This window comes from Flavobacterium sp. (genome assembly GCF_047602195.1).
Classification (GTDB): domain Bacteria; phylum Bacteroidota; class Bacteroidia; order Flavobacteriales; family Flavobacteriaceae; genus Flavobacterium.
Map to the genome: position 1 here is coordinate 2,725,148 of NZ_JASGHW010000004.1, position 18,119 is coordinate 2,743,266.

Genomic DNA, 18,119 nt, shown 5'->3' on the forward strand with positions numbered 1-18,119 from the left:
TTGCCATGATCTATTTTCCCCTATTGCAGCGGCAGGCAGAATTTGAATTCGGTTATGGCTTGTACCATTTGTTTTTTTCGGGCGGATTTTCGATCGATAATTTAGACTCACTCGACATCCATCTTTTCAACGCCCAAACAAAAGAGACGATGACCCTGAGCGAAAAATCTTTCAAGTCACGTGAAATGATCGCCGGTCAAAAAGCAATCTGCTGCTTCGCGTTTCAAATCAATGATTGGGGCCGCTACCAGATTCAAATCGGCAATCCTGAAATCTTGGTGCTCAAGAATTCCCCTGCAACTCCGCTCTCCCTGCTCAAGATGTTTTCCACCAAGCCCGAAATCGACCCAAAAGGCATCAACGTCATCATTAAATAAAAGGGTGCCCGGAGCAGCCGCATCGAAAAGCCCGGGTAAAAATATAGTTGTTATACGTTAGTTTTTTAGAAAGAAATTCCTATCTTGGCAAGACAGAGGTCCCGCCCCAATCCAAGACTTTATTTATCGACACCGCAAATCCCAATGCATCCGGAAAGATGAAAAACCGGTATGCTTGTACGAAATGCTGTGTAGGCATAAAAGTCAACCGGCCGAAGTAATTGATGCATCTAATTACAAATTGATTTTATGATCTCGACCAATAATGCAACCCTTGCTTCAGAAAATGGCCCGTTTGGTGATTCCGATGCGGCCAATGTAGATTTTACCGTACTCAAAAAAGGATTGATCAATTTTGCCGATGAGGACCACAACAATTCGATTGATGATCCATTTCAGATTACCCCGACGACAAGGGTTATCTTTGGGAAAAAGGGCGCCGGAAAAACGCTGTATCTCAAGTTAATCCAGGACTACTGCAGGCAAAACAACGGAGACAAGACCGGGGCGATCTATGTTACGCAGATCGACAACATGCCGCCCGATTCGAGGATCATCATCAAAGTGACCAATTGGTTGGACGAACACAAGGACATGGCCAATGAAACCTGGAGGAAAATCTGGTACCGTGCCATATTGAGGACCATCTACTGCCATGTATTCAACAACAAGGAGTTTGACAAATACATCACCAAAAAAAACCTCAAGGTCTCTTATGTCAAAAAATATGAGCGAATCATACCCTCAAACTCCGTCCCCATCAGCATCTTCAGGCAACTCGAGAATATACTGACGCGATTCAATAGCCTACGCGATTTGAACGCCTTTCTCGAACTGGAAGAATGGGCCGATTTCGAGGCGGAAATCGGGGAACTGCTGAGCGACCTTCCGCCCTTGTATTTCTTTATTGACGCAATCGACGACGATTACCAAAATGCCCCGCACCATTGGCTGCGCTGCCAATTTGGGTTGTTCAACTGCATCTTCAGGATGCTCCGAAGCCAAACCATCGGGACGAGGCTCCACGTAGTGGTTTGCCTCAGGGAATTTGTCTATTCCTATATCCTGCAGACTACTCATGGAAGCAGGTACCTGGGCGAGTCGAGGATCAAACTGCTGAAATGGGACAAGAAAACACTGGCCATCTTTTTTGAAAAAAAAATCGCGCAGCTCGACGACCGGTTTTTCTTGAATCCGGACAAAGAAAAAAAGATCAAGAATTTTGTCGGGACCAAAGAAATTTTCAACCTCAGGCACGAGCAATACGAGGACATCTATCAGTATATTTTCCGACATACCATGCTGATGCCCAGGGACATCATCAACATCGGCAACCTTTATTGCGACAAATTATTGAACAGAGGCAATAACAACGATCTGCAGTTGCTGCTCAAGGAATCGGTCCATGAAGTCGCCAAACAGATTGCATCCGAACAGTTGATGTCGGCCGCACTTTTGATCAATACCCGATGGATTTACAAAGGCGCCATCGAACAGGACAACATCGATTCCTATACCAGTCCCGACATTTTGGCCATCACCAAGGAAAACCTGAAGAACCTGATCAAGTCGATCAACACCGATCGGTTCACGCTCGAAGAATTGAACGAGAAGAACGATGCGGGTACCCAATTCGGATTCAACAAAGCCGACGCGCCGTTTACCGCGCTCTACCACAGCGGATTGCTGGGTTACGTTTCCCAAGACCAGGACGGCAAAAAAATAGTATCCTCGTTTTCGGGTTTGCGGTCGTCCGAATTTAATCTGCCCATGACCGCATCAGAATATGTGTTCCATTCCTGCCTGATTGATTTGCTGCAGATAAAACCCGTGGGCGAACCCGTAGTATTCACTTAATAACTGTATCATGCACGAAATGAATTTCAAGAACTGGAAAGAATTTAAATCTGGGTTGAAGGACCGCGTCGAAGGCAGCCACGCCGGAATCAATCTGAACAATTTCTTATTTCGCGGGCAAGCGGACTCCAAATGGCATTTGTGGTCCTCGTTTGACCGGATTGAAAAAAACAAGGCCAAGTACAATATCCTGATCAATAATTTTAAAAAAATCTGCAACTATTACAACCACAATGAAGAACTCTTCAAAAATGACGATAAGGTCATTGCGGCCTATGCCCAGCATTACGGCTTACCGACCCGATTATTGGATTGGACATCAAGCCCCTATTTTGCAGCTTTCTTTGCATTCTCTACGGCAAAAACCATCAAGACCAATGCAACCAAATGCACCATCTGGGGAATCAACAAGGAGTCGGAATCATTGAAGATGAAAAGCGGAATCGAATTTATTTCGTTGCCCTCCAATAAGTTCAATTACCGAATGAAAAACCAAATCGGTCATTTTACCTTATCCAATCATACCGAAGATTCGTTGGACGATTTTGATTCTGCCTTGATAAAATCAACAAAGATAGATGACTTGTTGTGGAAACTCAACCTGCCTGTTTCTGAGATGGATGCCGTGCTGGCCGATTTAGAGTTTATGGGAATCAATTACAGCACAGTATATCCTGACATACAAGGCTATATCGAGGAGTCGATTTTCAAGTCCGACATCATCAAATAAATAACCGATATGACCATTGCAGCACAAATAGAAGGCTATATAATGGCCCAGCCCGAACCCAAACGCAGCGACATGCGAACGTTGCACACCGCCATCCTTCAAGCCATGCCCGGCTGTCCATTGTGGTTCCTGGACGGGAAGAACGACGAAGGCAAAACGGTTTCGAACCCCAACATTGGATACGGGTTGCAAAACCTGCCCTCCGCCGGAGGAAAAACCCGGGAATTTTACCAAATCGGCATGAGTGCCAACCAAATTGGGATTTCGGTCTACATTCTTGGTATCGCAGACAAGCAATTCCTGGCCCAAGCCTACGCGCATAAGATCGGTAAGGCCAGCGTGAGCGGGTATTGCATCAAGTTCAAGTCGCTCGAGCACATCGACCTTGCGGTATTGCTTGAAGCGATACGGTACGGTGCCCGGCAAACATCCGTGTAAATGCACTTTGCTGTGATAAGCCAAAGGACGTTAAACCAAAAATTCGCTTCTTTTCGCCTTGATTTTCAACAAATTGACATACTGCTTTATAGAAAATCGTATCTTTAGGCAAACAGAACGCCATTCCACCTGAATGGCGACCCCAGCACTTGCGGCGGTTCAACACAGGCACGCAAGCCTGCACCTATTCGAGTAACCAAAAAAACAGATCATATGGCATACGATTTCAAACTCAGGAGCGTGGTCACCGACAAGGGAAAAACGGCCCATTACGCAAAACTTTCGAACACAACCGAAGCGGAATTCTTTATCGGCTACAAAACCTATTACAAGGAACAGGACGGCTATGGCCTGTACAATTCGTCGCAATTGACCAACCTGGTCTACAACAGCGATGATTATGCAGCCGAATTTGGTTTCTTTGCCCATTTCATCGCCCCGACGGCAAAAGCCGAAAGCCATGGGTCATTCATTTGCCTCAACACCTACGATCGCGCCTATTTTACATTTGGGTTCATGCAGTTTGCCGCCCATGTGCCGAATGGGGATTTTGTCAAGTTCCTCAGAAAATTGTTGACGCTCCACAACGCCAAAGACTATTTCCCAAGGCTCAAGCTGATCGACAACCGCATCTTTTATGTTTCCGATACCGGAACGCAGACCCAATTGGAGTCGGACGGCAGCACCAAGCCTTTGATGGAATACCTCAATCCGGGCCTACGCGATGTGGAACACCAGGAGCTCATCTGCTCGGCACGCATGATACACTGGGCGACCCATGACATCGAACACCGGAAAATACAGGCCAGCGATTCCATCAACCTGTACAAGAACAACCTCGTAAAATACCACAACCGGCTCGGGCTTGACGGTTATCCCGCCAAAGTCTGCCTGATGGTGTGCGACATTCTGCACCAAGGAAGGGGCAAATTTGACCGGATTGCCAATGCACTCGACACCAATGGCAACCATGAAAAAGCCTTCACCAACCTGTGTTCCATCGGCGAGGTCAATTATGCCGACCGGATCAGTTCGCTCAAAAAAAGCATCAAGGCATTGGAGACCAATGGCATTTTCAATAAAAAATACCAGGCCGCTACCCATTCGTTTGTTTGATGCAATGCAGCCAGCATGGAATGGCAGCCGATACATTGACGGGATTTATTTCGCAAATAAAGTTTATCTTAGGCCAATTAACCGATAATTTTATGATGCGATTCCAAATGATGTGTTTGCTGATGATCGGCTGTTGTATTGGTGGCTGTGCCTCCAGGTTATCGAAACGGAGCGTAAAATTCAATCCTTATCAAAAGGGCGATACGCTCGTTTTCAGGTCAAACTCGGGTGATCGGGATACGATTTTCATCACTTCGGTCGAAAAAGTCATGATGCCGGGTCCTCCGTTGGCCGTATTCCCTATACGCACACAGATCCTTCAGGTAATGGCCCGAAAAACGGATTCCAATTTTCAACGCTACCTGGAAAATCCACTCTTGGAAATCGATAACACAATGGTCGATTTTTATCTCTGGACCAGAGGAGGGACCTTTTACAATGGGAGCTTTTTCGACCTGGCGGCTCTTCAAAAAATGCCGCGGTCAACCCAAACCATAGGCGGAAAAACCTATGAGGACATCATCGCGATCAAATCCCCCAACACCGAATACCAATCGAGAAGCAACTTTATAGAAACGCTGTACTGGAGCATTTCCAGCGGCTTTGTCAAATATGAATTGCGCAACGGAAAGGTCTGGGAATTGCAGGCAACCGGTGGCCAATAAACAAGTTCCGCGGTTATTGCAAGCAGGCGAAAAGGCCGCAAAACGAAACAAATCCTTAAAGAACATACGATTTTCGATCATGTCCATCAGAAGCAAAAGCACCTACGAAACCCTCTTGTACGACTTCCTAAAAGACATTTGGGTGGTATGTCCGCATTGCGGCCAGCAAGCATTGGTCAAGTGCGACCAGAAAACATTTGCCCATATCGATGAGGATGCCATCCGGTTGATTTGTACGGCCTGCGGGCACAGCAAGCGATTGTCAGAAATTCCACAGCAACACCAATGGGTTTCACGTGTACTGGTCATGGGCGGCGCCATCGATCCGTATTTCCACCAGCGGCTTTGGCTCATCCAACCCGTTGGCGGGAATGTGCTTTGGGCCTACAATCCTGCCCATCTCGACTTTTTGGAACAACACGTACAGGCACAACTGCGCGAAAGAAATACGGAGCACATGCGCAACAAAAGCCTCGGCAGCCGATTGCCCAAATGGATGACCTCGGCCAAAAACCGCGAATCGGTACTCAAAGCCATCGGGCAGCTTCGGGAAAAATAAAACCTTCGATCGATGCACAGGCGGTTTCGATTTCAAATTGCCAGAGGCGACACATGACCGGAATCCATTTCCTGTTGAAAATAACATTTCGGCAACCACTATCGATTTAGGTTTAGACGGATTGCCTTACATTTAAGTTTTAAATGCGTATCTTGCGGTTCAAACCACTGCCATGAATCCATCCAAACTGTTCCATGATTTCTTCGAAAGCGAAAAAGCCGGCGGTTTGGTCCTGGTTTTCGTTACCGCCGTTTCGCTGGTCTTGGCGAATTCTCCTTGGCATGCGGGTTATGCCTCGCTATGGCATCTCGAACTGGCGGGACATCATTTGGCACATTGGATCAACGATGGGCTGATGACCATTTTCTTCCTCTTGATCGGGCTCGAGCTCGAAAGGGAAATTTACCAAGGCGAATTGTCCGACCTCAAAAAAGCGGCGCTGCCTATTTTCGGTGCGATGGGCGGAATGCTTGTCCCTGCCGGTATTTTCCTGTTGCTCAATTGTGGTACGCCCACCCAATCGGGTGCTGGAATCCCGATGGCCACCGACATTGCTTTTGCCATCGGTATCCTGTCGCTGCTTGGCAACCGCATCCCGCTTTCGCTCAAGGTTTTCCTGACGGCTTTGGCTGTAATCGACGATTTGGGTGCCATTTTGGTCATCGCGGTTTGTTACACGTCTTCGTTGTCTTTCCTGAATCTGTCGATTGCCTTGTTGATTTTTGGATTGTTGCTCATGCTGAACCGGCTTAAAATCAACAAGCTTCTCCCCTATCTGGTTGGCGGTGTGGCGATGTGGTATTTTATGCTGCAATCGGGTGTGCATGCAACGATCACCGGCATCTTACTCGCCTTTGCGATTCCGTTCGGCGACGGCAACGAAGACTCCATTTCTTACCGGTTGCAACATTTCTTGCACCGGCCGGTTGCGTTTGTCATATTGCCTTTGTTCGCGATGGCCAATACCAACATCGCTTTCGGGAGCAGCGAATTCAGCCTGGATAGCAGGAACAGCCTCGGAATTGTACTCGGGCTTGTCATAGGAAAACCTTTGGGCATTGTACTGTTTTCTTACATCGGTACGTATCTGCGCTGGTGTGCGCTGCCCGGGGATTTGAAATGGAAAAACATTTTAGGCGCTGCCATGCTGGGCGGCATCGGGTTTACCATGTCGATATTCATCACGCTGTTGGCTTTCGACGGTGAATCTGTCGTGACCGAATCGAAAATTGCCATTTTGGTCGCTTCGGTGGTTTCGGGTGTGCTTGGTTTTGTATATTTACGCCTGACGACCAAAAAAGCAGCCTGATTAAGTATGTTCCATTTTTAGCCTGAATTTCCAAATGCGCCATCCAAACGAGCCTTTGCTGTCGCGGACAAAAGATCAACAACGATGAAAAATTGGTTTTCCTTTTTATCCAAAGACGAACTCTGCGGACAATGGTCTACCGACGATGGCAGCGGTTTTAGCATGATCATGGGTTCGGCGATCCATTTCAAACCGGACGGGACGGGAACCTATCAAAGCTGGGGCGGTAATGAAGACGACGATACCGGTTATGATTTTTCGGGCGAATTCACCTGGAAACGAACCGGTAAAAAAGAAATCGAAATCACCAAAATCCCCGATGGCAAACCCGAAACAGTGCGTTATAAATTGACCAAATGGCACAATCTTACAGAATTGAGCAACAGCGAAAGCCACCCAATCGGCCATACAACAATCGAAGGTTTCTGGGATTTTTACCAAACCCTGTTCAAATAAAAATCTTTCAAATGATAAAATACCTGCCCTATTGTGTGCTGCTCTTGCTCTTTTGTGCGTGCGATCAGCCCTATCGCAAAATCAATGATCGTGAAATGGAAGAACTGGCGGTACAAGATACGCTGGTCAGCAATGCCAAATGGATGGTGCTGCAGGCTGGCGAGTCGCCACAGGATAAGTTTCCGCAATTGCTGGTCAAAACGCTGCAGTCGGACAAATGTTACCTTTTCAACTACGATTGCGAATTGGAAAACAGCCTAACGATCCGCCATTATACCTTGGAACTGATCCTGGGTCCGGAAGAAAAACGGCGCAAGAACGGCATCTGGATGTACGCTGAATTTTACACCGAAGGGACTTTTCCATTCCAAAACAAAGGAACCCGGTTTGCCGTAGATTCCATGCCGAAAAGTTGGAACAAAAAAAATCCGACGCGGGAAGGTATGTATTATTTCGAGGGCAACGAGTTGAAATTGTTTTCCGAACAATCCGACAAGAAATTCAATGAAGCGCGGAAATCGGGCTTCTATTTCATTCCGAACAACGGCAAATTGTTTGACCGGATTTACCTGAATGGATTGGATTAACCGCCAAAAACGATTTCGTTACCAACCAATAGCAATTGCACTGCATGGCAAAACCAACCGACCCCAAGACCAAAATCGGAATGCTGCTGACACTGGCATTGCTGGTGCTACCGGGCGTCATCTATTATCACGCTGAAAGTTTTGCCCACGCCGATGACGGTTGCGGCTGCAGTTCGCTTTGTTCGGTATACTATCCGGAACTCGGTGCACGGCTGGTTGGTTATGTGTTGATGTTGCTTGCTTCGATCATCTTCGTTGCAAGCCTTTGGAAGTTCCAGCAGATTTCCAGATTTTGGATGATTCCAGCCTTGCTGGTCTTGGGCATCGCTTTCTATGGCAACAGTTACCGCATTTACAACAAGGGCGGTTGTGGTTTTTACAAGCTGTACAAAGCCGAATTTTTCTTCTTTGAAACCGAATTGGGGAATTTTGCCAAGGTCGATTCGCCCGAGAACATGACCCTTGAGCGCCTGGCCGCCGGAAAATGCAAAGGCCAATTTTTAGGCTATGCCATCGACGGAAATGCATTGACCTTGTTCCGAATCGGTGCGCCGCCGGTAAAAGTGCCGACCGCGTTCTTGCTTTGGAAAATCCGCACGAATGTAATCTTCAATGACTTTTCCTATTCGATGGGCTGCTTCCGCAATTACGAAGCCGAAAAAGTACCCGGGCATTACGAATTCATCGGCGGCAAAGGCATGACCGAACAGGATTTCCTGGCCGAATTTGTACTGACCGAAAAAAACTTGACCGATGCCAAGCTCCAAAACAAAAGAATCATCACACAGCCCGACGGTACGACGCGATTTTTATTCGAAGCCGAACCCGATAACCGAAAATAATCTTATTTTTATCGTCCAACGCAAAAGCCATGAAAAATTCACAAGCCCTCGCCAGCCGTTTCCGTGAAGTCATCCTCAACGGAACCTGGATCGCCAACACCAATTTCAAGCACCAACTCACCGGTACCGATTGGCAAACCGCCAATACCAAAATCGATTCGCTCAATACGATTGCCGTTTTGGCGCAACACATCCACTATTACATTGCCGGCATCAACAACGTTTTCAAGGGCGGAACGCTCGACATCAGCGACAAATTCAGTTTCGACTTCCCACCGATCGAGTCGCAGCCGCAATGGGAATCGTTTCTCGAGAAATTCTGGGGCGATGCTTCGGCGTTCGCGGACCTGGTCGAACAAATGCCCGATGAACAATTGTCGCAACCCTTTGTCGACCCTAAGTATGGCACTTACCTGCGCAACATCGACGGGATGATCGAACACAGCTATTACCATCTGGGACAGGTCGTTTTGATCAAGAAGATGTTGGAGGGAAAAAACCAATAACAATCGCAGGCCATGGAACCGACCCTAAAATTGGAACATCATCCCATTTCATTTTTTGACCGCACCAAGTATTACCTGTTGCTGTATGTGGGCTTCCTTTCGTTTGCCGGCCTGTTCCAATTGATCAATGGCCAATCCCGGTACTTTTGGGTTTTCCTTGTTGTTTTCACTTTGTGTGCGGGCTTTTATTTGGTTCCCAAAGTCTATCGGGCACGCTATTTCCTGCTTGATTTTTATGCGGACTCTAATCGGGTATGGATGACTTATTTGCACTATTCACAGGAACACAAACTAGAATGCAGTCTGGATGCGCTCAAGATCGAATTGAGGGACATTTCCTCCAGATTCAATTTCAATTGCGAACTAATCCTTGAAATCGAAGGCAAAAAATTTTACCTGAACAACGATTTCGACTGGGGCAAAGCCGACCTGAAAAAATTGCTCGATTACTTGGGATTCCATACGGATTTGCAGTTATCTGTCGAAGAAAAAGCAACGCTGGAAAGATTCGAGCAGCAACTGAAGAAAACCCCATTCTAGCCCTTCCGAACTGCACAAAGACAGTCCGAAACAGGTCATTTTAAACCACTTGCGTGACAAATTTGCCGTTGGTTCGGCAAAAAATGTTAACTTGGCACGACACCAACAATGTCCCTACATGAAAAAAGTGTTCGTTTTCATTCTATCCTTGTTGCTCGGTTTCCCCTGTCTTGCACAGAAACGCGTCGTGATCGCCGATGACATCAGGCATTTCTGGAACGCCTACGACCAAATCGTACAAACAACCGACAGCCTGGAACAACTCCGGCTCATCGACCAACTCTACATTTCCAAAGGCAGTCCCGGACTCAAAAGCATCATGGAAGCGCGAAGGTATACGCGCGAAGGTTATGTGCACGCGATCAACCAATACCCCAAATTCTGGCACTCGATCCGCAACAATACGCTCAAAGCCGATGAATATGCGGCCAACATCGAGAAAGCCATCCAAAAATTACGACGGCTCTACCCGGGTTTGAAACCGGCCAATATCTATTTTACGATCGGGGTTTTGCGCACTGGCGGCACCACACTCAAGAACGATGTGCTCATAGGCAGCGAGGTCGCGATGGCCGACCACAATACCGAAACACAGGAACTCGATGCCCAATACGCCCACCTGCGCGAATATTTTGCATCCGACCCGATCAACAGCCTCGATTTCCTCAACGTCCACGAATACATCCATACCCAGCAGAAAACAACGATCGGCAACAGCCTGCTCGCGCAATGCCTCATTGAAGGCGTGGCCGAATACGTGGCCGAAAAGGCGCTCGAGGTCAAATCGCCGAACCCTCAGATCGCTTATGGAAAAATGAACGACGCCAAGCTCCAATCGGCTTTTGCCAGGGAGATGTTCAGTTCCGATTTCGGGCTGTGGCTTTGGGGCGCCGAACCCGACCAGTTCGGGATGCGCGACCTGGGCTATTACATCGGGTATGCGATCAGCGAGAAATACTACAACAAATCCACCGACAAGATCGCCGCCGTCAGGGAAATGATCCAGCTCGATTACAACAACGAAAATGCGCTGTTCAAATTCGTGGATGATTCGGGTTATTTTGGCCGACCGATCAAAAGTTTCAGGGACGAATTCGAGAACAACCGCCCGAAAGTGGTCCGCATCGAGCCGTTCGAAAACAAAAGCCAGAACGTGAACCCGAGCACCAAGACCATCACGCTGCATTTTTCCAAACCGATGAACCCGCACTCGAGGGGATTTGATTTTGGTCCGATGGGCGCCGATTTTGTGCTGCGCGTACAAAAAATCAACGGCTATTCGGCCGACCGTAAATCGTTCAGTTTTGACGTGAACCTGGCTCCGGGCAAGCACTACCAATCGGTAGCGAGCGAACGTTTCAAGGACGAAAACGGCTATTCGTTGCAGCCTTTCTTGATCGATTTCAAAACCAGTCCCTAATTTTATCTTCGGTTAACCAATCCAATACCATGAACATTTTCCGACGGATAAAAGACATTTTCGAAAGGCGAAAAGCACTCAGGGAAATCTACGACGACATCAACACGCTCGACGAGGTGCTGCTCGAAAAAAGACTTGAGATTTTCAGCGAGATGATCACGCCGCGACTGGCCGAAATCGGGCTCAGGAATTGGGATGGCAAATACTTTTGGTTTAGCGATTTCAACCAAGACGGCATCAAGCATGTCGTGCATTACGAAACGTTCAAGTACTTTGGCGGGTCATTTTCGTTTGGCAATTGCTATGATTTCGTCCCGACGATCTCGTCCAAAAAATTGGTCTACCACCGAACCGACAAATCCACGAAAATCATCTATTACAAAAAGTTTCCGGGCTGGCAGCAAAGCGACGACAACGACAGCATTCGCAACATTGACAAAATCAGCACGGTCAATGAAGAAAAATTACGCAAAAGCATCCAGGAGGTATTCGACCGCAACCTTCCCCAATTAAAACAGTGGTTCGATCAAAACCAAACACTCGAACAGAACATTTCAAACATCCTGTCCGAAAAGGACGTCGAAGAAAAAAAAGAAAAAAAGCGCCAAATCTACCGCGTCATTTCGCTCAATTACATCCTGGCATTTTTGTATGCGAAAAAGAGCGATTTTGGATCGGCGCAAACCTACATCGAGAAACATTACGACCGGAAAATATTGAATGAGCAGAACCGGAAAATCGAATTTGATCTGGTCAATGAAAAAATACAATCCTTGAAAAATGCGACGACCCAAAAAAGATCTTAAACCCTTCAAAAAACAAGAACAATCCATTTACCGGATTTTGGTGGGATCGCTGTGTTTTGGGATCGCCAATTGGTTGTTTTGGCACCAGCAATTCCTCGAGCGCGATTACCGATACATGCTTGTTTTTGTGGCCCTGCCGATTGGAATCGGGATTGTTTTGCTGAAAAAATACTTCAAATCGTATGTCGCCTATTACCTGGACACGAAAAGTAAACTGGAAAAAACCGGGGTGGTTTTGTTCCTGTTGGTCGGCGGCGCGATGATTTCGTTTGGTTCGTTGGGCACATTGGCCGATATCCTTTTCAAATCGGCTTTCAGTTGGACGGCCGATCCGCAAACCACGACGAACAAATACCCGATAACCCGATTCGTAGCGGGCCTCAGCCACGGACTCAACTCAATCAACCGGTTTTCCCGGATCGATTACCTCGAAAATGGCAAAGAGCAAAGCATCAACAGCGAAAACCCAACGGTCAATAATCGTTTGAAGGATTTGCCGGCAACAGCCATCAGAAGCAAAACTTTGGTACTGGAAACGCGTGCGGGGTTTTGGGGAATCAAACGTGTCGAAAATTTTCAAATCGAATGATAAAAAAAATGGGACTGACTGCAATCGGAATTGCACTCGTTTATCTGCTCGCCAGCCTGTTTTTCCTCAACGGGCAATTGACCTATTGGACTTCGTTCAACGAATCGACGATTGTCGCTTCGAAGGAGAAAAAAATGTTCGTGAGCGAGCAATTATATGTCGCCACACAGGGCGATTCGTTGAAAGATTGGCGCGATAAATTCGACGTCTGGACCAACAAACGCTATGAAATCAAATACTATGGCCTCCTTTTTTATTGGACTTTTCGAAGACGAAAAGTGGCGTTACCTGAATATTGAAGCCAAAAAGAATTATATCAAACATTAGCGTTCGGCCTATTTACGCAAAAGTTTGCAATCGAGCAACGGCGAATTTGTGGACTATATGGAAAATTTTTCGGGCGCTTATGAACCCTGCTGTACCCGGATTCCGTGCGAGGTCGGCGACACGATCACCATTGCGTTCATGGAAAGGAAAAACAATACGGTCATCGGCCAATTCCAAACCGTTATCGAATAAAAAACCGCCAAGCGCAAACTTGACGGTTGTTGGTTGTTACTGAAAATCCGTTTAACACTGTACGGTCACGCGCAGGAACGTCGCAGGAATCGAGGTCTTGTCCTGGCTCCCGCTTTGGTTCTGGCTCTTGAAAAGCGTTTCCAATTCGCGTTTGAGCTCATTTTCCTTACCGTCTTTCTGTGCGGCTTCGAACGCGTTCATCGTTGGGCCGTAATAATTTTGGAATTTGGCGAGGAATTCTTCCGGCGAAAAATCGGCGCGGAACGTAAACGTATCCCTTTCGAACGAAATGTTTTCCTTGGCGATGCCCGCCTTGCCGAAACGTTCGACCACGTGTTCCTCCACGCCCCACAACATCGGGCTGATGAAACCTTCGGGCGGTGGCGGCGTGTATGCCGAACTGATTTTGAGGATTTGCGCCACCAGGGTCGGATCGCCCGGAATCCAGTTGCCCATGACAATCTTACCGCCTTTTTTGGTCACGCGCACCATTTCGCTCGCAACCTCGAAAGGTTTGGGTGCGAACATCGCCCCGAAAATGGTCACGACCTGGTCAAAACTGTGGTCCTTCAAATCCTGCAGGTCGCAGGCGTCGCCTTCCTGGAATTTGCAGTTGGACAATCCTTCTTTTTGGGCGCGCTGGTTTCCGGCCTGAACGAGGTTCGACGCGATATCGACGCCTAAAACGGTGGCCCCGAGACGCGCTTCGGGAAGTGCGGTCGTTCCGTCGCCACAACCCAGATCAAGGACGTGCATTCCTTTGTTTACCCCAATTTTGTTGACCAATGCTTCTCCGCTTTCGCGCATGGTCTGTGCGAGCTGCGTAAAATCGCCTTTCTCCCATAATGCTTTGTTTGCATTCATACTGTTCAATTTTGATTAATGATTCATTTTTTGATTGGGACAAATGTATCGCGATCCTTGGCTATCGGTGTTGCTTAAACGTCCAAAAGATTGCCTCAAAAGTTCAATTGCTTTTTCTTTGGTCTTCTTCTTCTTCTTTTTTATTTTTTTGGAACCTTTCGATATCGGCCTTGGCCTTGTTGCCATACTTGCGGGCATAGGCCGCCCCGATCACAATCATCAATAAGAATAAAAAATACTGGGTCATCATTGAATCACTGCTTGTTGCTTGACGGCCGCAGGCGGTGTCCCGAAACGCTGTCGGAACGCACGGCTAAAATGCGAAGTGCTTTCGAAACCGCTCTCGAAGGCCGCATCGCTGACCGTTTTGCCGAGGTTCGTGATCAGGTGCATCGCGTGGTTGAGCCGCTTTTCGAGCAGCCATTTTCCGGGTGAGGTTTGGTAGCAATTCTCGAAATCGCGCTTGAAGGCCGACAGGCTGCGTGCACTGAGCCGGGCGAATTCTTCGAGTTTGAGGTTGAAGCAAAAATTCTGGTCCATGACCTGTTGGATGGAAACGGCGCGGGGTTCGTGCAACAACGAGCCAAAATAAGCGCGCAGCTCCGCATTGGCCGGATTGTCTGCCAAGGTCAGCAGCAGTTCCTTGAACTTGATTTCGAGCAGAGCCTCATCGGGTTCGCCCTTGCTGCCAAAATATGACAACATCGAATGAAAAAATGCCTGGATCATCGCGTTGTCTTCCACAGGGATCACGGGGGCGAATGGCTTTCCAATCTTTTCCGTGGCTTTGACTTTTCCCTGCAAGGTTTCACGGATAAATTCGTCGGGCATGAAGAAAAAGATAAAGCAGCGCGTGGTTTCGAAAAACTGTTCAGAGATGAAAGCACCTTTGCGTACGAACGCACAATCGCCGGCCTTGAGGTCATAGGAGCCGTTGGCCGTATGCCAGATTTTACGCCCTTCGACAATGTAGGCGAAGTAATTGTTGTGGCTCCACGCGTCTTTGAACTTGTCGTCGAGCAGGCAACTGAACTGCGTAATGAGCGATTCGCCGCTGCGCAATTGGCGGTAAAAATCAGGATTGCCTTTGATGACTTCGTATACGTTGAACATCTTATTAAAAGTAAACAGTTGGTTATTTGCGCTTTACCCAACCCAAAGATATTAAATTGTCGTCGGGGAGAAAAAAGGCATACCCACTTTTTTAGCGAATTTTAAGAACGCGATGAAACTTAATTTAGTATCTTCGGTATTGGAAGCCAAACCTTTAACAATGAAAAACATCTTCGAGTCGGCCACAAGAACGGAATTGGTAGCCCGTATCGGTTCGCTAAACGAACAAAACCACGCGCAATGGGGCAAGATGAATGCGTTCCAGATGCTCAAGCATTGCACGATGTGCGAGGACATGATGCAGGGAAAATTGCCGCTCAAACGGGTATTTATCGGACGGTTGATCGGCAAAATGATCCTCAATAAAGCGATTCGGGATGAACGTCCGTTTGGCAAGAATTCACCGACGAGCCCGGTTTTGAAAACAACCGGTGCCTCGGGCGATTTCGATGAGCAACGCCAGGAATGGATCAACCGCATCGACCAGTACGCCGAACTCAAGGAAGTCCATTTCGTGCATCCGTTCTTTGGCCCTATGACCGAAAGGCAGATCGGAATCTTTGCCTACAAGCATGCCGATCATCATTTGCGGCAATTTGGTGTTTGAGGTGCCAAGGCCGCCCGTTCGATAATCAAATCCAATCACAAACAGTAACCCCAAATAATTGACAATACGATTCAGAAAAAAGTAGGATTAACATTAAAATATAGAGTCATGAAAATTATTAAGGAAGGTTTTTTTAAGGCGCTGACGGTCTTTTTTTGCTGTGTAATTATCGCGCTGGTCATCGGATTCATCTTTGATGCTGTACAGCTTGCCGCCACCATAGGGTTTGGCCTGGGCTTGGTTTGGATGGGCGTCGCTTACTTTAACCAAAAGGATTCTTAACCCAATTTTCATCGGCTTTGTATTTAAATGAGCCTTAACCCTGGCTTTTAATCTTCTGTTTTATGCCTTCACTTAGCTGTATTGGCTTACGGATATTGATTTTTTTGAAAAAAAATTTGCGTAGCCAAATAACTACATATATATTTGTAGTCAAATAACTACGCAATGAACTTAAGACGAGATGTTTTCCAGGCGATTGCCGATCCTACCCGAAGGGCGATTCTTTTACTGGTTTCCTCCCAATCGATGACTGCCGGTGCGATTGCCTCTAATTTTGATACGGCCAGACCGACCGTATCCAAGCACCTGCAAATCCTGACCGAATGCGAATTGCTCGAGCAGCAACAAAACGGACGCGAAATCTACTACCACCTGAACCCGCATAAAATGAAAGCGATTGCCGATTTCATCGAGCCATTCCGCGCCATGTGGGATGACCGATTCAACAAACTCGAAGACCTCATGAAAAACTATCAGCCCAAAAAATAACGATGGAAAGAAAGACTAAAATCCACGCCGAAGAAGGCCAACAGCAAATCACGATCACACGCGAATTTGATCTGCCGCTCGAATTGTTGTTCAAGGGCTACACCTTACCGGAACTTGTTTCGCAATGGATGGGAACCAATGTTCTCAAGCTCGACAACCACAAACACGGAAGTTACCGTTTCGAGACGAGCAATCCGCAAGGAATTGTCGTTTTGCAAATGAGCGGCGAAATCCATGAATTCCTCCCGAACCAAAAAATCACGCGCACCTTTGAAATGGAAAACACCCCTTTCGAACCGCAACTCGAATTTCTCGAATTCGAATCGTTGGACGGGCATACGAGCAAACTTACGATGCACATCATCTACCGTTCGATAGCGCTCCGGGACCAACAGCTACAGTTGCCGTTTGCGCAAGGCATCAATATGGCCCACGACCGTTTGCAGGAAATTGTCCAATCCCTAAAACCCTAAAAACATGAGCAAAAGAAATAAAATCATCTATTGGATCGCCACGCTTTGGCTGTCATTGGGGATGCTGTCAAGTGCCTGCGTCCAATTGTTCCAGGTCAAGGAAGAAGTGGCCAATATGGCGCGGCTCGGTTATCCGGCTTATTTCCTGATCCTGCTCGGCATCTGGAAAATCCTGGGTGTGATTGCCTTGCTAATCCCGAAATTCCCATTGCTCAAGGAATGGGCCTATGCCGGTTTCTTCTTTGCCATGTCGGGCGCAGCTTTCTCGCACTTGGTCAAGGCCGACCCGTTCAATGAAACTTTTCCGTCGATTTTACTGTTGACGCTAACGATTGTCTCCTGGTACCTAAGACCAGCCGATAGAAAAATTACAACCATTCATCATGAATCCTAAAGTCGATTTTTTCTTCGATCAGGCCGGACAATGGCAGGCGGCGGTAGCACAATTGCGTGACATCGTCCTCGGCATCGGGCTCACCGAAGAATTGAAATGGGGCTGCCCGTGTTATACGATCAATGGAAACAACCTCGTATTGATCCATCATTTCAAGGAATACTGCGCGCTGTTGTTTTTCAAAGGGGCATTGTTGCAGGATACCGACGGGATTTTGGTGCAGCAAACCAAAAATGTGCAGGCTGCGCGTCAAATCCGTTTCACCCAAACCAACCAGATTCTGGAACAGCAAAAAATCATCAAAACCTATATCTATCAAGCCATCGAAGTCGAGAAGGCAGGACTCAAAGTGGCGCTTAAAACCACAGAGGATTTTACAGTAACAGCAGAATTTCAACAAAAGTTAAATGACAATCCCAACCTCAAAAAGGCATTCGAAGCGTTGACGCCAGGCAGGCAAAGGAATTATCTTTTGTATTTTTCCTCGGCCAAGCAAGCCAAAACACGTATGGCCCGGATCGAAAAATGCCTCCCGCAAATCCTCGACGGAAAAGGATTGAATGATACACACGCTTAAAAAT

At 47.3% G+C, this 18,119-nt stretch carries 27 protein-coding genes; 24 read left to right on the top strand and 3 right to left on the bottom strand.

The genetic code is table 11. The features are described 5' to 3' along the window. The first annotated feature begins 5 nt into the window (after positions 1 to 5). The 18 genes from QM717_RS18485 (at position 6) to QM717_RS18570 (ending at position 13,316) form a co-directional block, all read left to right on the top strand. Entirely contained in the window at positions 6 to 377 is a 372-nt protein-coding gene (locus tag QM717_RS18485; protein WP_415039770.1) for a hypothetical protein, read from the top strand. A gap of 249 nt (positions 378 to 626) precedes the next feature. Next, a complete protein-coding gene (locus tag QM717_RS18490; protein WP_415039772.1) occupies positions 627 to 2,234 on the top strand; it encodes a P-loop ATPase, Sll1717 family in 1,608 nt (535 codons plus the stop codon). A gap of 10 nt (positions 2,235 to 2,244) precedes the next feature. Further along, entirely contained in the window at positions 2,245 to 2,964 is a 720-nt protein-coding gene (locus tag QM717_RS18495; RefSeq protein WP_415039774.1) for an FRG domain-containing protein, read from the top strand. 9 nt (positions 2,965 to 2,973) lie between these two features. Then, positions 2,974 to 3,402 (top strand): DUF1801 domain-containing protein, encoded by a 429-nt coding sequence (locus QM717_RS18500; RefSeq protein ID WP_415039776.1) that lies wholly within the window; start codon positions 2,974 to 2,976, stop codon positions 3,400 to 3,402. 213 nt (positions 3,403 to 3,615) lie between these two features. Next, positions 3,616 to 4,518, top strand: a complete 903-nt coding sequence (locus tag QM717_RS18505; RefSeq protein WP_415039777.1) for a hypothetical protein — start codon at positions 3,616 to 3,618, stop codon at positions 4,516 to 4,518. A gap of 92 nt (positions 4,519 to 4,610) precedes the next feature. Further along, positions 4,611 to 5,183: a hypothetical protein gene (locus QM717_RS18510; protein ID WP_415039779.1), complete on the top strand. Its 573-nt coding sequence runs from the start codon at positions 4,611 to 4,613 to the stop codon at positions 5,181 to 5,183. A gap of 79 nt (positions 5,184 to 5,262) precedes the next feature. Next, entirely contained in the window at positions 5,263 to 5,742 is a 480-nt protein-coding gene (locus QM717_RS18515; RefSeq protein ID WP_415039781.1) for a hypothetical protein, read from the top strand. A gap of 172 nt (positions 5,743 to 5,914) precedes the next feature. Next, complete coding sequence (gene nhaA, locus QM717_RS18520; RefSeq protein ID WP_415039783.1) at positions 5,915 to 7,051, top strand: Na+/H+ antiporter NhaA; 1,137 nt, start codon at positions 5,915 to 5,917, stop codon at positions 7,049 to 7,051. 84 nt (positions 7,052 to 7,135) lie between these two features. Beyond that, complete coding sequence (locus tag QM717_RS18525; protein WP_415039785.1) at positions 7,136 to 7,507, top strand: hypothetical protein; 372 nt, start codon at positions 7,136 to 7,138, stop codon at positions 7,505 to 7,507. A gap of 11 nt (positions 7,508 to 7,518) precedes the next feature. Beyond that, the gene (locus tag QM717_RS18530; protein ID WP_415039787.1) at positions 7,519 to 8,094 is read left to right on the top strand and encodes a hypothetical protein; all 576 of its coding nucleotides are present in this window, start codon (positions 7,519 to 7,521) and stop codon (positions 8,092 to 8,094) included. A gap of 44 nt (positions 8,095 to 8,138) precedes the next feature. Next, positions 8,139 to 8,936, top strand: coding sequence for a hypothetical protein (locus QM717_RS18535; RefSeq protein ID WP_415039788.1), 798 nt, complete (start codon positions 8,139 to 8,141; stop codon positions 8,934 to 8,936). 29 nt (positions 8,937 to 8,965) lie between these two features. Beyond that, entirely contained in the window at positions 8,966 to 9,442 is a 477-nt protein-coding gene (locus tag QM717_RS18540; protein WP_415039790.1) for a DUF1572 domain-containing protein, read from the top strand. Positions 9,443 to 9,454: 12 nt separating this feature from the next. Then, a complete protein-coding gene (locus QM717_RS18545) occupies positions 9,455 to 9,982 on the top strand; it encodes a hypothetical protein (protein ID WP_415039791.1) in 528 nt (175 codons plus the stop codon). Between the two features lie 118 nt (positions 9,983 to 10,100). After that, complete coding sequence (locus QM717_RS18550) at positions 10,101 to 11,402, top strand: hypothetical protein (protein WP_415039793.1); 1,302 nt, start codon at positions 10,101 to 10,103, stop codon at positions 11,400 to 11,402. 29 nt (positions 11,403 to 11,431) lie between these two features. Further along, complete coding sequence (locus QM717_RS18555) at positions 11,432 to 12,208, top strand: hypothetical protein (RefSeq protein ID WP_415039795.1); 777 nt, start codon at positions 11,432 to 11,434, stop codon at positions 12,206 to 12,208. Further along, on the top strand, positions 12,183 to 12,797 hold the full coding sequence (locus tag QM717_RS18560; RefSeq protein WP_415039796.1) for a hypothetical protein: 615 nt from the start codon (positions 12,183 to 12,185) through the stop codon (positions 12,795 to 12,797). Before QM717_RS18555 ends, QM717_RS18560 begins: the two co-directional genes overlap by 26 nt. Before the next feature lie 8 nt (positions 12,798 to 12,805). After that, positions 12,806 to 13,096 (top strand): hypothetical protein, encoded by a 291-nt coding sequence (locus tag QM717_RS18565; protein ID WP_415039797.1) that lies wholly within the window; start codon positions 12,806 to 12,808, stop codon positions 13,094 to 13,096. A gap of 85 nt (positions 13,097 to 13,181) precedes the next feature. Continuing rightward, on the top strand, positions 13,182 to 13,316 hold the full coding sequence (locus QM717_RS18570) for a hypothetical protein (RefSeq protein WP_415039799.1): 135 nt from the start codon (positions 13,182 to 13,184) through the stop codon (positions 13,314 to 13,316). Between the two features lie 51 nt (positions 13,317 to 13,367). Here the strand turns inward: QM717_RS18570 and QM717_RS18575 are convergent, their stop codons facing one another. The 3 genes from QM717_RS18575 to QM717_RS18585 all read right to left on the bottom strand — a co-directional run bounded on the left by QM717_RS18575 (position 13,368) and on the right by QM717_RS18585 (position 15,293). Continuing rightward, entirely contained in the window at positions 13,368 to 14,180 is an 813-nt protein-coding gene (locus QM717_RS18575) for a class I SAM-dependent methyltransferase (protein WP_415039801.1), read from the bottom strand. 103 nt (positions 14,181 to 14,283) lie between these two features. Then, positions 14,284 to 14,430 carry a hypothetical protein gene (locus QM717_RS18580; RefSeq protein WP_415039802.1) on the bottom strand — a complete coding sequence of 49 codons (147 nt, stop codon included), beginning with the start codon at positions 14,428 to 14,430 and terminating at the stop codon, positions 14,284 to 14,286. Beyond that, complete coding sequence (locus QM717_RS18585) at positions 14,427 to 15,293, bottom strand: AraC family transcriptional regulator (RefSeq protein WP_415039804.1); 867 nt, start codon at positions 15,291 to 15,293, stop codon at positions 14,427 to 14,429. The genes QM717_RS18580 and QM717_RS18585 overlap by 4 nt, the downstream gene beginning before the upstream one ends. Positions 15,294 to 15,453: 160 nt before the next feature. Here QM717_RS18585 and QM717_RS18590 point away from each other — a divergent pair, with 160 nt between their 5' ends. The 6 genes from QM717_RS18590 (at position 15,454) to QM717_RS18615 (ending at position 18,115) form a co-directional block, all read left to right on the top strand. Then, on the top strand, positions 15,454 to 15,900 hold the full coding sequence (locus tag QM717_RS18590) for a DinB family protein (RefSeq protein ID WP_415039806.1): 447 nt from the start codon (positions 15,454 to 15,456) through the stop codon (positions 15,898 to 15,900). 108 nt (positions 15,901 to 16,008) lie between these two features. Then, the gene (locus QM717_RS18595; RefSeq protein WP_415039808.1) at positions 16,009 to 16,182 is read left to right on the top strand and encodes a hypothetical protein; all 174 of its coding nucleotides are present in this window, start codon (positions 16,009 to 16,011) and stop codon (positions 16,180 to 16,182) included. Positions 16,183 to 16,347: 165 nt separating this feature from the next. Further along, complete coding sequence (locus QM717_RS18600; RefSeq protein WP_415039810.1) at positions 16,348 to 16,671, top strand: ArsR/SmtB family transcription factor; 324 nt, start codon at positions 16,348 to 16,350, stop codon at positions 16,669 to 16,671. Between the two features lie 2 nt (positions 16,672 to 16,673). Then, entirely contained in the window at positions 16,674 to 17,144 is a 471-nt protein-coding gene (locus QM717_RS18605; RefSeq protein ID WP_415039812.1) for an SRPBCC domain-containing protein, read from the top strand. A 4-nt stretch (positions 17,145 to 17,148) separates the two neighbouring features. After that, the gene (locus QM717_RS18610; RefSeq protein ID WP_415039813.1) at positions 17,149 to 17,538 is read left to right on the top strand and encodes a DoxX family protein; all 390 of its coding nucleotides are present in this window, start codon (positions 17,149 to 17,151) and stop codon (positions 17,536 to 17,538) included. Further along, on the top strand, positions 17,528 to 18,115 hold the full coding sequence (locus QM717_RS18615) for a YdeI/OmpD-associated family protein (RefSeq protein ID WP_415039815.1): 588 nt from the start codon (positions 17,528 to 17,530) through the stop codon (positions 18,113 to 18,115). The genes QM717_RS18610 and QM717_RS18615 overlap by 11 nt, the downstream gene beginning before the upstream one ends. The last annotated feature ends 4 nt before the right edge of the window (positions 18,116 to 18,119 follow it).